Below are 13,965 nucleotides of genomic sequence, written 5' to 3' on the forward strand. Positions count from 1 at the left end.
CTCCGCCCCGGACCCCGCTGCTCAGTCGCCGCAGGGGCTTGATGGGGGGCGCTGCCCCGGGAGCCACAAGTGACGAACCCCTGACGGGGGGCCGAAACCCCTGGTATCCGGCCCCCCGTGATGCTGGAATCGCAACGTGACCCCGAACCAAGGCCCCCCGGTAGGCCGACGGCTAATCCTCGGAATGCTGGGCGCGGGAGCGCTCACCGTGGCCGCCGCCCCCACCCTCCAACACGCCTTCGAAAGCCTCGCCCAGAAGGACCCCACCGGCCTCACCGGCGTACTGCCGAACGGCGGCGGCTTCCGCTACTACTCGGTCGCCGCCTCCGTCCCCCACAAGAGCGCCGAGACCTACCGCCTCAAGGTCGACGGCCTGGTCGACCACCCGTCGACGTACACGCTCCCCGGACTGAGGGCGCTGCCGCAGACCCGCCTCGTCCGCGACATCCAGTGCGTCACGGGCTGGCGGGTCCCGCACACGCCCTTCGAAGGTGTACGGCTCTCGCGGATCCTGGACGCCGCGGGGGTGCGCCCCACCGCCAGGGCCGTACGCCTGACCTGCTTCGACGGCACGTACAGCGAGAGCCTCACGCTGAAGCAGGCCCGCCGCGCCGACGTCCTGGTGGCGCTGCGCATGCAGGACAAGGACCTCTCGCACGCGCACGGCGGCCCGGTGCGCCTCTACGCGGCCCCCATGTACTTCTACAAGTCGGCCAAGTGGCTCTCCGGCATCACCGTCACCGACGACGTACAGCCCGGTTACTGGGAGGAGCGCGGCTACGACATCGACGCCTGGGTCGGCCGCTCGAACGGACGCGACGATGAGCCCACGAACTGAGCAACTCGCGGCAGCCGTCCGCCGGTTCACCCGCGCCGAACGCTGGGTGCACCGCGCCACGGCCGTCCTCATGGGCGTGTGCGTCGCGACGGCCGCCTGCCTCTACGTTCCGCAGCTCGCCGAACTCGTCGGCCGCCGCGCCCTCGTGGTCACGCTCCACGAATGGTCGGGCCTGCTGCTGCCGGTGCCCTTCCTGGCCGGCCTCGTCTCCCGCGCCTTCCGCGCGGACCTGGGCCGGCTCAACCGGTTCGGCCCCCACGACAAGGCATGGCTGCGCGCGGTCCTGCACCGGCGTCCGGGACACCGCCCGGCGGGCAAGTTCAACGCCGGGCAGAAACTGTGGGCGGCGTGGCTCGCAGGCGCCGTCCTGGTGATGCTCGGCACGGGACTACTCATGTGGTTCACCCACCTCGCCCCGCTCACCGTGCGCACCGGCAGCACCTTCGTGCACGACTGGCTGGCGCTCGCCCTCGGTATCGTGCTCGCCGGGCACATCGGCATGGCGGTCGCCGACCCCGAGGCGCGCCGGGGCCTGCGTACCGGCTTCGTGGACCGGGACTGGGCCGCGCGCGAGCACGGCGAGTGGCTCGACCGCGACACGACCGACATGTGAACGGGCCCCCGCAGCAAGCACGCTGCGAGGGCCCGGCACGGAAAGAGTGCTTCGCTAGATCACCAGCGACAGCAGCAGTACCAGCGCACCCGCGACCACGGAGATGATCGTCTCCATGAGCGACCAGGTCTTCACGGTCTGCCCGACGCTGAGCCCGAAGTACTCCTTGACCAGCCAGAAACCGGCGTCGTTGACGTGGCTGAAGAACAGCGAACCCGCGCCGATCGCCAGGACGAGGAGCGCCGTGTGGGAGTCGCTCATGTTGGCCGCGAGGGGTGCGACCAGACCGGCGGCGGAGACCGTGGCGACCGTGGCCGAACCCGTGGCGACGCGGATGACGACCGCGATGAGCCAGGCGAGCAGCAGCGTCGGGAGGCCCCAGTCCTTGGAGATCTCCATGATCATCTCGCCGACACCGGAGTCGACGAGGGTGCCCTTGAAGCCACCGCCCGCGCCCACGATGAGCAGCACGCCCGCGATCGGGCCGAGGGACTTCTCGGTGGTGGAGAGCACCTTGCCCTTGGTGAAGCCGGCCGGGCGGCCGAGGGTGAACATGGCGACGACGACGGCGACGAGCAGCGCCATCATCGGGTTGCCGATCACGTCGAACACGCGCTGGACCATGGCGTCCGGGTCGTCCACGATGACGTCGACGAGAGCCTTGGACAGCATCATCACGACCGGCAGCAGGATCGTCGCGACGGCGGCGCCGAAGCTCGGACGCTTCTCCAGGTCGTCGGAGGCGCGGGCAGGGATCATCTTCTCGGGGGCCGGGACGTCGACCCACTTGGCCGCGTACTTCGAGAAGACCGGGCCCGCGATGACGACCGTCGGGATGGCGACGAGGATGCCGAGCGCCAGCGTGAGGCCGAGGTTGGCGTCCACCGCCTGGATCGCGACGAGCGGGCCGGGGTGCGGCGGGATCAGGCCGTGCATGACGGACAGGCCGGCGAGGGCCGGGATGCCGATCCGCATCAGCGAGTAGTTGCCGCGCTTGGCGACCATCAGGACGACGGGGATCAGCAGGACGATGCCGACCTCGAAGAAGAGCGGCAGACCGATCACGGCGGCGATGAGCACCATGGCCCACGGCATCGCCTTGCCGCCGGACTTGCCGGCCTTGGCGAGGATCGTGTCGACGATCTGGTCGGCGCCGCCGGAGTCGGCGAGCAGCTTGCCGAGGATCGCGCCGAGCGCGATCAGCACGCCGACGCCGGCGACGGTTTCACCGAGCCCGCCGCTGAAGCTTTCGATCACCTTGTCCAGCGGCGCACCGGCGAACGCGCCGAGCGCGAGCGAGCCGATGGTCAGCGCCAGGAAGGCGTGCATCTTGAACTTGGTGATGAGCAGGACGATGACGGCGATTCCCGCGAGCACGGCGATCCCGAGCTGGGCATGGCCCGCGGACGTGATCGGCTCGACGGTGTCCGCTGCCAGCATCTCGACGCTGAGTCTGGTCACGGTCTTATCCCTTGTACGAGTGGGGGGACGGGGGTTTTACGGGCGTTACGCGGTGGGGGCCGCGGAGTCGAGTGCGGCCAGGGCCCGTACGGCCCGGTCCGCGATCTCCTCAGGTGTTCCCGCGACGTCGACGGCCACGCCCGCCTCGTCCGCCGCGAGCGGCTGGAGCGTGGCGAACTGCGAATCGAGCAGCGAGGTGGGCATGAAGTGTCCTTCGCGATGCCCCATCCGGTCCTCGATCAGCTCGCGCGAGCCGGTGAGGTGGACGAAGACGGCGCCGGGGGCCTCGGCCCGCAGGCGGTCACGGTAGCTGCGCTTGAGGGCGGAGCTGGAGACCACCCCGCCGAGCCCTGCCCGGCCGTGTGCCCACCGGCCGATGGCATCGAGCCAGGGCCAGCGGTCCTCGTCGGTCAGGGGGGTGCCGGCCGACATCTTCTCGATGTTGGCCTCGGGGTGGAAGTCGTCGCCCTCGGCGTAGGGGACGCCGAGTCGTTCGGCGAGCAGGGGACCGATCGTTGTCTTGCCGGTTCCTGCCACGCCCATCACCACGACGACGTGGGGGGTGCTCATCGGGTACTGCCTCGCTGTCTTCGTCGACATCGCTGTGTCACCTCACTGAAACCCAATAGGTCTGACTAATTCAAGGGGCTGTGATGTAAAAGTCAGACCATTGAGCCCGGGGCTAGGGTAAACCCATGACCACAGAGGGCCGCGGCCTGCATGCCCGCGTACTGGAAAGCCTCGGCCCCGCCATCACGGCGGGCGAGTACCCGGCGGGCAGCGTGCTGCGCACCGACGAGCTGGCGCAGCGCTATGAGGTGTCCCGCTCGGTCATGCGCGAGGCGGTGCGGGTCCTGGAGTCGATGCACCTGGTGGCCTCGCGGCGCCGGGTCGGCGTGACGGTGCGGCCCGCGGGGGAATGGAACGTCTACGACCCGCAGGTGATCCGCTGGCGCCTCGCGGGCACCGACCGGCCGCGCCAGCTGCGGTCGTTGACGGTGCTGCGCTCGGCGGTCGAGCCGATCGCGGCGGGCCTGGCGGCGCGGAACGCGAGCGCGGAGCAGTGCGCGGAGCTCACGGAGTGCGCGCTCGGCATGGTGGCGAACTCTCGGGGTCAACAACTGGAGGGCTACCTCTTCCACGACGTCGAGTTCCATCGTGTGGTGCTCAACGCGTCGGGCAACGAGATGTTCGCCCACCTCGGCGATCTGGTGGCGGAGGTCCTCTCGGGCCGCACCCACCACCAGGTCATGTTCGAGGACCCGGACCCGGCGGCGGTCAGCCTCCACGTCAAGGTCGCGGAGGCGGTACGGGAGCGGGACGCGGAGCGCGCGGAGGCGCTCACGCGGGAGATCGCGGTCGGCGCGCTGGAGGAGCTGGACATCCTCGCGCCCTGAACCACCTTGCCGCGACGGCGAGTTACTCGATGAAGTCCCCGTCGACGTACACCCACGCACCGTCCACCCGGGAGAACCGGCTGCGCTCGTGCAGCTCGCCGCCCTTGTAGCGGGCGCGGAAGGTGACGGTGCCGCGCTGATGGAACGCGGACCCGTCACCGGTCTCCACGATCTCCAGCCCGGTCCACCGCGGCGCGTCATCGAAGTCGATGCGGGGCGGCCGGGTGTCCGGATGCCAGGTCCGCAGCAGATACCCCCCGTCCCGCCGAACGAACGCGACATACCGCGACCGCATCAACGCTTCAGCGGTGGGCGCGGCGCTGCTGCCGGAATGGTGCCGGCCGCAGCACGCTTCGTAGGCGGCGGGAAGCCCGCAGGGACAGGTGGAGGAGGCGCGTGACATGGGCCCATTGTGCCTATCAGGCGCTTCTGGCTATGCAAGCGGTTCCGGCAAATCAAGCCCCGCCGGCGATTGAGGCGCGGGGTCCGGGGCGGAGCCCCGAGTCGTCAACCCCGGCCGACCGTACCCTCACGAAACCCGGCCGGCGTAGCCCCCACATGCTGCTGAAAGTACTTCGAGAAATTCGCCGAATCCGCAAACCCCACCGCAACCCCGATCCGCCCCACCGGCAACTCCGTATGCGCCAGCATCCGCTTCGCCTCCAGAATCACCCGCCGATCGATGAACGCCTTCGGCGTGAGCCCCGTCGCGGCCCGCACCGCCCGGACCAGCGTGCGACGCGAATACCCCAACTCGTCGGCGTACGCACTCACGCTGTGGTTGGACGCGAACCCGTGCTCGACCGCCGCGCGGAACCGCGTGAACGTCGTGTTCTGCTGCGGCGTCCCGTCGTCCTCCATCGCGGCCCGCGCCGACACATGCGCCACGCGCAGCATCAACGCCGTCAGGGTGTGCCGCAGCACCGCGGTGTGCAGGCTCAGCGGCAGCGTGTCCGTGTCCACGTACTCGCGGCGCAACTGCTCCAACGAGGCGTCGAGCGCGGCGAGTTGCTCCGCGTCGGGGTGCAGCAGCGGTGGCCGGTCGTAGCGGTAGAGCCCGGTCGCCTCGACGATGGCCCGCGGCAGGAACCCCGGCTGCATGGTCAGCGCCGTGCCGACGTACGCGTCCTCCGTCGAGAAGCCGTGCACCTGCCCCGGCCGGATCCACAGGATGTCCCCCGCCCCCACCTCGTACTCGGTGAAGTCGATCATGTGGCGGGCGGGGCCCTCGCGGAAGAACAGCAGCACGTGGAAGTCGATGCGGTGCACGCGCCGCGACAGGCCGACGCCACCCGCCCACGGGCCCTCGGAACCCATCGGCCCGACCTGGACCCCGACGCCGGACAGGCTCGCGCCCGGGTCGAACGGATAGGTGCGGATCTGCGCTCGATTCTCAGTGGGCGCCCGCAGATGTGCGCTCGTCTGTGAGGGGTCCTGCTCCGCCATCCACTCTCCTTGGCTCTGGCTTCGGCGAGTGTCCCATTTTCACCGAACGCTGGCACGGAGGTACCTGGCGAGCCAAAAGTATGACCTTTACATTCGTAAGTGGTTCGACCTGGGACTTTGGTCCTGGGGGGACGGTGCCTTTCGGTACCTCGGCAGGACAACGGATGTGAAGGAAGCTGTACAGATGAGCACGCAGACACCGGACGGACTCGACCCCTTCCAGAGCGCCTTCGAGTGGACCGAGCGCGACCAGCGTGCCGTCGACACCGCGCGCCTCCTGGCGGCGGACGCGGTGCAGAAGGTCGGCAACGGTCACCCCGGCACCGCGATGAGCCTGGCCCCGGCCGCGTACACCATCTTCCAGAAGGCCATGCGGCACGACCCGGCCGACCCGGAGTGGACCGGCCGCGACCGCTTCGTCCTGTCGCCCGGCCACACCAGCCTCACCCTTTACACCCAGCTGTTCCTGGCCGGTTACGAGCTGGAGCTCGACGACCTGAAGGCGTTCCGCACGCAGGGTTCGAAGACGCCGGGTCACCCCGAGTACGGCCACACCGCCGGTGTCGAGACCACGACCGGGCCGCTCGGCCAGGGCCTCGCCAACGCGGTGGGCATGGCCATGGCCGCCCGCTATGAGCGCGGTCTGTTCGACCCCGAGGCTCCCGAGGGCGCCTCCCCCTTCGATCACACCATCTGGGCGATCGTCTCCGACGGCGACCTGGAGGAGGGCGTCTCCGCCGAGGCCTCATCCCTCGCGGGCCACCAGAAGCTCGGCAACCTCGTCTTCGTCTACGACGACAACCACATCTCCATCGAGGGCGACACCGCGACCGCCTTCTCCGAGGACGTCCTGAAGCGCTACGAGGCGTACGGCTGGCACGTCCAGCGCATCGCGCCCACGGCGGACGGGGACGTCGACCCGAAGGCCCTGTACGAGGCGCTCGCCGCCGCCAAGGCCGTCACCGACAAGCCCTCGATCATCGCGATGCGCACGATCATCGCCTGGCCCGCCCCGACCGCGAAGAACACCGAGGCCTCGCACGGCTCGGCGCTCGGCGCCGAGGAGATCGCCGCCACGAAGAAGGTCCTCGGCTTCGACCCCGAGCAGTCCTTCATCGTCGAGGACGAGGTCGTCGCCCACACCCGCGGCGCCCTCGACCGCGGCGCCGAGGCGCACGCAGCCTGGGACAAGCAGCTCGCCGAGTGGCGCAGCGCCAACCCGGAGCGCTCCGCGACCCTCGACCGCGTGCTCGCGGGCCGCCTCCCCGAGGGCTGGGAGGACGCCCTGCCGTCCTTCGAGACCGGCACGAAGGTCGCCACGCGCGCCGCGTCCGGCAAGGTCCTCCAGGCGCTCGGCCCGGTCGTCCCCGAACTGTGGGGCGGCTCCGCCGACCTCGCCGGCTCCAACAACACGACCATCGACAAGACCAGCTCCTTCCTCCCGAAGGGCAACCCGCTCTCCGAGGCCGACCCGTACGGCCGCACCGTGCACTTCGGCATCCGCGAGTTCTCGATGGCCGCTGAGATGAACGGCATCGCGCTGCACGGCAACACCCGCATCTACGGCGGCACGTTCCTCGTGTTCTCCGACTACATGCGCAACGCGGTCCGTATGTCGGCCCTCATGCAGCTCCCCGTCACCTACGTCTGGACCCACGACTCCATCGGTCTCGGCGAGGACGGCCCGACCCACCAGCCCGTCGAGCACCTCGCCGCGCTGCGCGCCATCCCGGGCCTGAACGTGGTCCGCCCGGCCGACGCCAACGAGACCACCACCGCCTGGCGCGAGATCCTCGAGCGCGGCACCGAGAAGCCGGCCCCGCACGGCCTGGCGCTCTCCCGTCAGGGCCTGCCGACGTACGAGGCCAACGCGGATGCCGCCAAGGGCGGTTACGTCCTCTTCGAGGCCTCCACCGGCACCCCCGACGTCGTCCTCATCGCCACCGGCTCCGAGGTGCAGCTCGCCGTCGCCGCCCGTGAGCAGCTGGAGGCCGAGGGCGTCGCCACCCGCGTCGTCTCGATGCCGTCCGTCGAGTGGTTCGAGGAGCAGGACGCCGAGTACCGCGCCGCCGTCCTGCCGCCGTCGGTCAAGGCCCGCGTGGCGGTCGAGGCCGGCATCGGCCTGACCTGGTACCGCTACGTCGGTGACGCGGGCCGGATCGTCTCCCTGGAGCACTTCGGTGCCTCCGCCGACGCGGGCACGCTCTTCGCCGAGTTCGGCTTCACCGCCGAGAACGTCGCCGCCAAGGCCCGCGAGTCTCTCGCCGCCGCCCGCGCCTGACCCCACGTAACACACGTACGCACGCCCGAAAGAAGATGAAGCAGAACATGAGCAACGCCGTCGCACCCCTCAAGTCGCTGTCCGACGAAGGCGTTTCCATCTGGCTGGACGACCTGTCCCGCACCCGCATCGAGTCCGGCAACCTCGCCGAGCTCATCGAGAACAGCCACGTCGTGGGCGTCACCACGAACCCCTCGATCTTCCAGGCCGCCATCGGCAAGGGCGAGGGCTACGAGGAGCAGCTCGCCGACCTGGCCGTCCGCAAGGTCACCGTCGACGAGGCCGTGCGCATGATGACGACCCAGGACGTGCGCGCCGCCGCCGACATCCTGCGCCCCGTGTACGACGCGACGCAGGGCCGTGACGGCCGCGTCTCCATCGAGGTCGACCCGCGCCTGGCCCACAACACCGATGCCACCATCGCCGAGGCCAAGCAGCTCGCCTGGCTCGTCGACCGCGAGAACGTCATGATCAAGATCCCGGCGACCCTCGCGGGCCTCCCGGCGATCACCGAGGTCATCGGCCTCGGCATCTCGGTCAACGTCACGCTGATCTTCTCCCTCGACCGCTACAAGGCCGTCATGGACGCCTACCTGGCCGGCCTGGAGAAGGCCCACGAGCGCGGCATCGACCTCTCCTCGATCCACTCGGTCGCCTCTTTCTTCGTCTCGCGCGTCGACGCCGAGATCGACAAGCGCCTCGACAAGATCGGCACCGACGGGGCCAAGGACGCCAAGGGCAAGTCGGCGCTCGCCAACGCCCGTCTCGCCTATGAGGCGTTCGAGCAGGCCTTCGCCGCCGAGCGCGCCACCAAGCTGGCGGCCGCGGGCGCCAACAAGCAGCGCCCGCTGTGGGCCTCCACCGGCGTCAAGGACCCCGCGTACAAGGACACCCTGTACGTCGACGAGCTGGTCGCGCCCGGCACCGTCAACACCATGCCCGAGGGCACCCTGAAGGCGACCGCGGACCACGGTGAGATCACCGGCGACACCATCACCGGCCGCTACGAGCAGGCCCGCGCCGAGCTCAAGGCCGTCGACGCGCTCGGCATCTCCCTCGACGAGGTCACCCAGCAGCTCGAGGACGAGGCCGTCGCCAAGTTCGAGAGCGCCTGGAACGACCTGCTCGGCACCGTCTCCTCCCGCCTGACGGAGGCTGAGTCCAAGTGAGCTCCACCGCTTGGCAGAACCCGCTGAGGGACCCGCGCGACCGGCGTCTGCCGCGCGTCGCGGGCCCCTCCGGGCTCGTCATCTTCGGCGTCACGGGCGACCTGTCCCGCAAGAAGCTGATGCCGGCCGTCTACGACCTCGCCAACCGCGGCCTGCTGCCGCCCGGCTTCTCGCTCCTCGGCTTCGCCCGCCGCGAGTGGGAGGACCAGGACTTCGCGCAGGTCGTCCACGACTCGGTCAAGGAGCACGCCCGCACCCCCTTCCGCGAGGAGGTCTGGCAGCAGCTCGCCGACGGCATGCGCTTCATCCCCGGCGACTTCGACGACGACACCGCGTTCAAGCAGCTGCGCGAATCCGTCGACGAACTCGACGAGAAGCGCGGCACCAGCGGCAACTACGCGTTCTACCTCTCCGTACCGCCGAAGTTCTTCCCCAAGGTCGTGCAGCAGCTCAAGAAGCACGGTCTCGCGGACGCGGCCGAGGGCTCCTGGCGGCGCGCCGTCATCGAGAAGCCGTTCGGTCACGACAGCGGGTCGGCGCACGAGCTCAACGCGATCGTGCACGACGTGTTCTCGCCCGAGCAGGTCTTCCGCATCGACCACTACCTCGGCAAGGAGACCGTCCAGAACATCCTGGCGCTGCGCTTCGCCAACCAGATGTACGAGCCGATCTGGAACCGGTCCTACGTCGACCACATCCAGATCACGATGGCCGAGGACATCGGCATCGGCGGCCGCGCCGGCTACTACGACGGCATCGGCGCCGCCCGCGACGTCATCCAGAACCACCTGCTCCAGCTGCTCGCCCTCACGGCGATGGAGGAGCCCGCCGCGTTCGACGCCGAGTCGCTGGTCAACGAGAAGCTCAAGGTCCTCAAGTCCGTACGGCTCCCCGCCGACCTGGAGAAGTCCACGGTCCGCGCGCAGTACGCGGCGGGCTGGCAGGGCGGCGAGAAGGTCCGCGGCTACCTCCAGGAAGACGGCATCGACCGCGCGTCGAAGACCGACACCTACGCGGCCGTGAAGCTGGGCATCGACAACCGCCGCTGGGCGGGCGTCCCGTTCTACCTGCGCACCGGCAAGCGCCTCGGCCGCCGCGTCACGGAGATCGCGGTCGTCTTCCAGCGCGCCCCGCACTCCCCGTTCGACCACACCGCCACCGAGGAACTCGGCCAGAACGCGATCGTCATCCGCGTTCAGCCGGACGAGGGCATGACGGTGCGCTTCGGATCCAAGGTGCCGGGTACGTCGATGGAGATCCGCGACGTGTCCATGGACTTCGCTTACGGCGAGTCGTTCACCGAGTCCAGCCCGGAAGCGTACGAGCGGCTGATCCTGGACGTGTTGCTGGGCGACGCCAACCTCTTCCCCCGTACGGAAGAGGTCGAGGAGTCCTGGCGCATCCTCGACCCCATCGAGGAGCACTGGGACAAGGTCGGCAGGCCCGCCCGGTACGCCTCGGGGAGCTGGGGCCCGAAGGAAGCGGACGAGATGCTCGCACGAGACGGACGGAGCTGGCGCAGGCCATGAGGATCGACCTGACCGACACCACGGCAAGCAAGGTCAACAAGGCGCTCGTCGAAGGACGCCGGGCCATCGGGACGCCCGCGGTGGGCATGGTCCTGACGATGGTCATCGTCACGGACGAGGAGAACGCCTACGACGCGACGAAGGCCGCCCAGGAGGCGTCCCGCGAGCACCCCTCGCGCACCCTCGTCGTCATCCGGCGCACCAAGCGCCTGCCCCGCGACCGGCACGGCAACCGGCTCGACGCCGAGGTCCGCCTCGGCTCCGAGGCCGGCACCGGCGAGACGGTCGTTCTGCGCCTGTACGGCGAGACCGGCCAGCACGCCGACTCCGTCGTCCTGCCGCTGCTGCTGCCCGACGCCCCGGTCGTCGTGTGGTGGCCGGTCGACGCCCCCGACGAGCCCTCCAAGGACCCGCTCGGCGCGCTCGCCGCCCGCCGCATCACCGACCTGTACGCCGACGAGGACGCGCTCGCCGCCCTCGACCGGCGCGCCGCGCACTACGCCCCCGGCGACACCGACCTGGCCTGGACCCGGCTCACCCCGTGGCGCTCCATGCTGGCCGCCGCGCTCGACCAGGCCCGTACCGACGTCGTCTCCGCGGCCGTCGAGTCCGAGGCCGAGAACCCCAGCGCCGAACTGCTCGCGCGCTGGCTCGGCGCCCGGCTCGGCGTCCCGGTCGAGCGGGTCGTCACGGAAGGCCCGGTCGTCACCGCGGTCCGCCTCGGCACGCCGAGCGGTGAGATCCGCATCGACCGCCCGGAAGGGCCGCTCGCCAAGCTGACCCTGCCGGGACAGCCCGAGCGCACCCTCGCCCTCAAGGTCCGCTCCACCGCCGAGCTGATCGCGGAGGAACTCCGGCGCCTCGACGCCGACGAGATGTACGCCGTGGCCCTGCAGGCAGCCGCCCCCGGCAAAGGCAGCAAAGGCAGCAAAGTCACCAAGGAGTCCGTTCAACATGCCTGACACCGCCCCCTTCCTCACCCGCCGCCCGCAGTGGACGGCCCTTGAGGACCACCGCGCGAAGTTCAACGGCACGCACCTGCGCGACCTGTTCGCGAAGGACGCGGCCCGTGCCGAGCGCTACACGCTCGACGTCGGTGACCTGCACATCGACTACTCCAAGCACCTGATCACGGACGAGACCCTCGCCCTGCTCCAGGAACTGGCCACCGCCACCGACGTGTTCGGGCAGCGCGACGCCATGTTCCGCGGCGAGAAGATCAACACGACCGAGGACCGCGCCGTGCTGCACACGGCCCTGCGCGCCCCGGCCGACGCCGTGGTCGAGGTCGACGGCGAGAACATCGTGCCGAAGGTGCACGAGGTCCTCGACCAGATGGCCGTCTTCGCCGACTCCGTGCGTACGGGGGAGTGGACCGGCCACACCGGCAAGCGGATCCGCACCATCGTCAACGTCGGCATCGGCGGCTCGGACCTCGGCCCCGCGATGGCGTACGAGGCGCTGCGCCCGTTCACCGCCCGCGATCTGACGGTCCGCTTCGTGTCGAACGTCGACGGCGCCGACCTGCACGAGGCCGTCCGCGACCTCGACCCGGCCGAGACGCTGTTCATCATCGCGTCCAAGACCTTCACGACGATCGAGACGATCACCAACGCGAAGGCGGCGCGCTCCTGGCTGCTTGCGGCGCTGAAGGACGAGTCCGCCGTCGCGAAGCACTTCGTCGCCCTTTCGACCAACGCCGAGAAGGTCTCCGAGTTCGGCATCGACACAGCCAACATGTTCGCGTTCTGGGACTGGGTCGGCGGCCGCTACTCCTTCGACTCGGCCATCGGCCTCTCGCTGATGATCGCCATCGGCCCGGACGCGTTCCGCGAGCTGCTCGACGGCTTCCGCCTGGTCGACGACCACTTCCGCACGGCCCCCGCCGAGGCGAACGCGCCGCTGCTGCTCGGCCTCCTCGGCGTCTGGTACGGCAACTTCCACGGCGCGCAGTCGCACGCGGTGCTGCCGTACTCGCACTACCTCTCCAAGTTCACCGCGTACCTCCAGCAGCTCGACATGGAGTCCAACGGCAAGTCCGTGGACCGCCAGGGCCGCGGCGTGGAGTGGCAGACGGGCCCGGTCGTCTGGGGCACCCCCGGCACCAACGGCCAGCACGCCTACTACCAGCTGATCCACCAGGGCACGAAGCTGATCCCGGCGGACTTCATCGGCTTCGCGAACCCCGTCGACGAGCTGAGCGACGGTCTCAAGGACCAGCACGACCTGCTGATGGCCAACCTGTTCGCGCAGGGCCAGGCGCTCGCCTTCGGCAAGACGCCGGACGAGGTCCGCGCGGAGGGCGTCGCCGAGGAACTGGTCGCCCACAAGACGTTCAAGGGCAACCACCCGACGACGACGATCCTCGCGCGCGAGCTGACCCCGTCGGTCCTCGGCCAGCTCATCGCCCTCTACGAGCAGAAGGTCTTCGTCCAGGGCGCCATCTGGAACATCGACTCCTTCGACCAGTGGGGCGTCGAGCTCGGCAAGGTCCTCGCCAAGCGCGTGGAGCCCGCCCTCACCGAAGGCGCGGAGGTCCCCGGCCTCGACGCGTCGACGCAGTCCCTGGTCAGCACGTACCGCGCGCTGCGCGGTCGCAAGTAGCCCTAGATCAGCCACAACTAGCACTGAAGGTAAGTGAACTGACATGCAGCTCGGTCTCATCGGTCTCGGCAAGATGGGCGGCAACATGCGCGAGCGCATCCGCCGCGCCGGCCACACCGTCATCGGCTACGACCGCAACCCCGAGGTCTCCGACGTCGCCTCCCTCCAGGAGCTCGTCGAGAAGCTCGAGGGCCCGCGCGTGGTGTGGGTGATGGTCCCGGCCGGTGCCGCCACCCAGTCGACCGTCGACGAGCTCGGCGCCCTGCTCTCCGAGGGCGACATCGTCGTCGACGGCGGCAACTCCCGCTGGACGGACGACGAGAAGCACGCCGAGGAGCTCGCGGCCAAGGGCATCGGCTTCGTCGACGCCGGTGTCTCCGGCGGCGTCTGGGGCCTGGAGAACGGCTACGCGCTGATGGTCGGCGGCTCCGAGGAGAACGTCGCCAAGGTCAAGCCGGTCTTCGACGCCCTGAAGCCCGAGGGCGACTTCGGCTACGTCCACGCGGGCAAGGTCGGCGCCGGCCACTTCTCCAAGATGGTCCACAACGGCATCGAGTACGCCATGATGCAGGCCTACGCCGAGGGCTGGGAGCTCCTGGAGAAGGTCGACTCCGTGGACAACGTCCG

The 13,965-nt window shown here is 70.0% G+C and carries 13 protein-coding genes; 9 read left to right on the forward strand and 4 right to left on the reverse strand.

What is annotated here, in order from left to right; all coding sequences use genetic code 11:
- The first annotated feature begins 184 nt into the window (after positions 1–184).
- Complete coding sequence (locus tag ABT004_RS33130) at positions 185–838, forward strand: molybdopterin-dependent oxidoreductase (protein WP_351344369.1); 654 nt, start codon at positions 185–187, stop codon at positions 836–838.
- Positions 822–1,451: a cytochrome b/b6 domain-containing protein gene (locus ABT004_RS33135; RefSeq protein ID WP_351344372.1), complete on the forward strand. Its 630-nt coding sequence runs from the start codon at positions 822–824 to the stop codon at positions 1,449–1,451. Before ABT004_RS33130 ends, ABT004_RS33135 begins: the two co-directional genes overlap by 17 nt.
- 54 nt (positions 1,452–1,505) lie before the next feature.
- On the opposite strand, the gene ABT004_RS33140 is transcribed toward ABT004_RS33135, so the two are convergent.
- Both ABT004_RS33140 and ABT004_RS33145 read right to left on the reverse strand, forming a co-directional pair.
- On the reverse strand, positions 1,506–2,912 hold the full coding sequence (locus ABT004_RS33140; protein ID WP_351344374.1) for a GntT/GntP/DsdX family permease: 1,407 nt from the start codon (positions 2,910–2,912) through the stop codon (positions 1,506–1,508).
- Between the two features lie 45 nt (positions 2,913–2,957).
- On the reverse strand, positions 2,958–3,482 hold the full coding sequence (locus tag ABT004_RS33145) for a gluconokinase (RefSeq protein ID WP_351344377.1): 525 nt from the start codon (positions 3,480–3,482) through the stop codon (positions 2,958–2,960).
- Positions 3,483–3,607: 125 nt separating this feature from the next.
- Here ABT004_RS33145 and ABT004_RS33150 point away from each other — a divergent pair, with 125 nt between their 5' ends.
- On the forward strand, positions 3,608–4,309 hold the full coding sequence (locus tag ABT004_RS33150) for a FadR/GntR family transcriptional regulator (protein ID WP_351344380.1): 702 nt from the start codon (positions 3,608–3,610) through the stop codon (positions 4,307–4,309).
- 22 nt (positions 4,310–4,331) lie between these two features.
- Here ABT004_RS33150 and ABT004_RS33155 read toward each other — a convergent pair whose 3' ends face one another.
- Together ABT004_RS33155 and ABT004_RS33160 are read right to left on the reverse strand one after the other, a co-directional pair.
- The gene (locus ABT004_RS33155; protein WP_351344383.1) at positions 4,332–4,712 is read right to left on the reverse strand and encodes a YchJ family protein; all 381 of its coding nucleotides are present in this window, start codon (positions 4,710–4,712) and stop codon (positions 4,332–4,334) included.
- A gap of 104 nt (positions 4,713–4,816) precedes the next feature.
- Positions 4,817–5,755 (reverse strand): helix-turn-helix domain-containing protein, encoded by a 939-nt coding sequence (locus ABT004_RS33160; protein WP_351344386.1) that lies wholly within the window; start codon positions 5,753–5,755, stop codon positions 4,817–4,819.
- A 184-nt stretch (positions 5,756–5,939) separates the two neighbouring features.
- On the opposite strand from ABT004_RS33160, the gene tkt reads away from it, so the two are divergent.
- The 6 genes from tkt to ABT004_RS33190 form a co-directional block, all read left to right on the forward strand.
- On the forward strand, positions 5,940–8,036 hold the full coding sequence (tkt, locus tag ABT004_RS33165) for a transketolase (RefSeq protein WP_351344389.1): 2,097 nt from the start codon (positions 5,940–5,942) through the stop codon (positions 8,034–8,036).
- A gap of 47 nt (positions 8,037–8,083) precedes the next feature.
- Positions 8,084–9,205, forward strand: coding sequence for a transaldolase (gene tal, locus ABT004_RS33170; protein ID WP_351344392.1), 1,122 nt, complete (start codon positions 8,084–8,086; stop codon positions 9,203–9,205).
- Positions 9,202–10,734, forward strand: coding sequence for a glucose-6-phosphate dehydrogenase (gene zwf, locus ABT004_RS33175; RefSeq protein ID WP_351344395.1), 1,533 nt, complete (start codon positions 9,202–9,204; stop codon positions 10,732–10,734). The genes tal and zwf overlap by 4 nt, the downstream gene beginning before the upstream one ends.
- Positions 10,731–11,696, forward strand: a complete 966-nt coding sequence (gene opcA / locus ABT004_RS33180; RefSeq protein WP_351344398.1) for a glucose-6-phosphate dehydrogenase assembly protein OpcA — start codon at positions 10,731–10,733, stop codon at positions 11,694–11,696. The genes zwf and opcA overlap by 4 nt, the downstream gene beginning before the upstream one ends.
- Positions 11,689–13,338 carry a glucose-6-phosphate isomerase gene (pgi, locus tag ABT004_RS33185; protein ID WP_351344401.1) on the forward strand — a complete coding sequence of 550 codons (1,650 nt, stop codon included), beginning with the start codon at positions 11,689–11,691 and terminating at the stop codon, positions 13,336–13,338. Before opcA ends, pgi begins: the two co-directional genes overlap by 8 nt.
- Positions 13,339–13,381: 43 nt before the next feature.
- A partial coding sequence (locus ABT004_RS33190; RefSeq protein WP_351344404.1) for an NADP-dependent phosphogluconate dehydrogenase occupies positions 13,382–13,965 on the forward strand: 584 nt, incomplete at its 3' end.

The sequence above is a fragment of the Streptomyces sp. NPDC002790 genome, assembly GCF_040295505.1.
GTDB lineage: Bacteria > Actinomycetota > Actinomycetes > Streptomycetales > Streptomycetaceae > Streptomyces.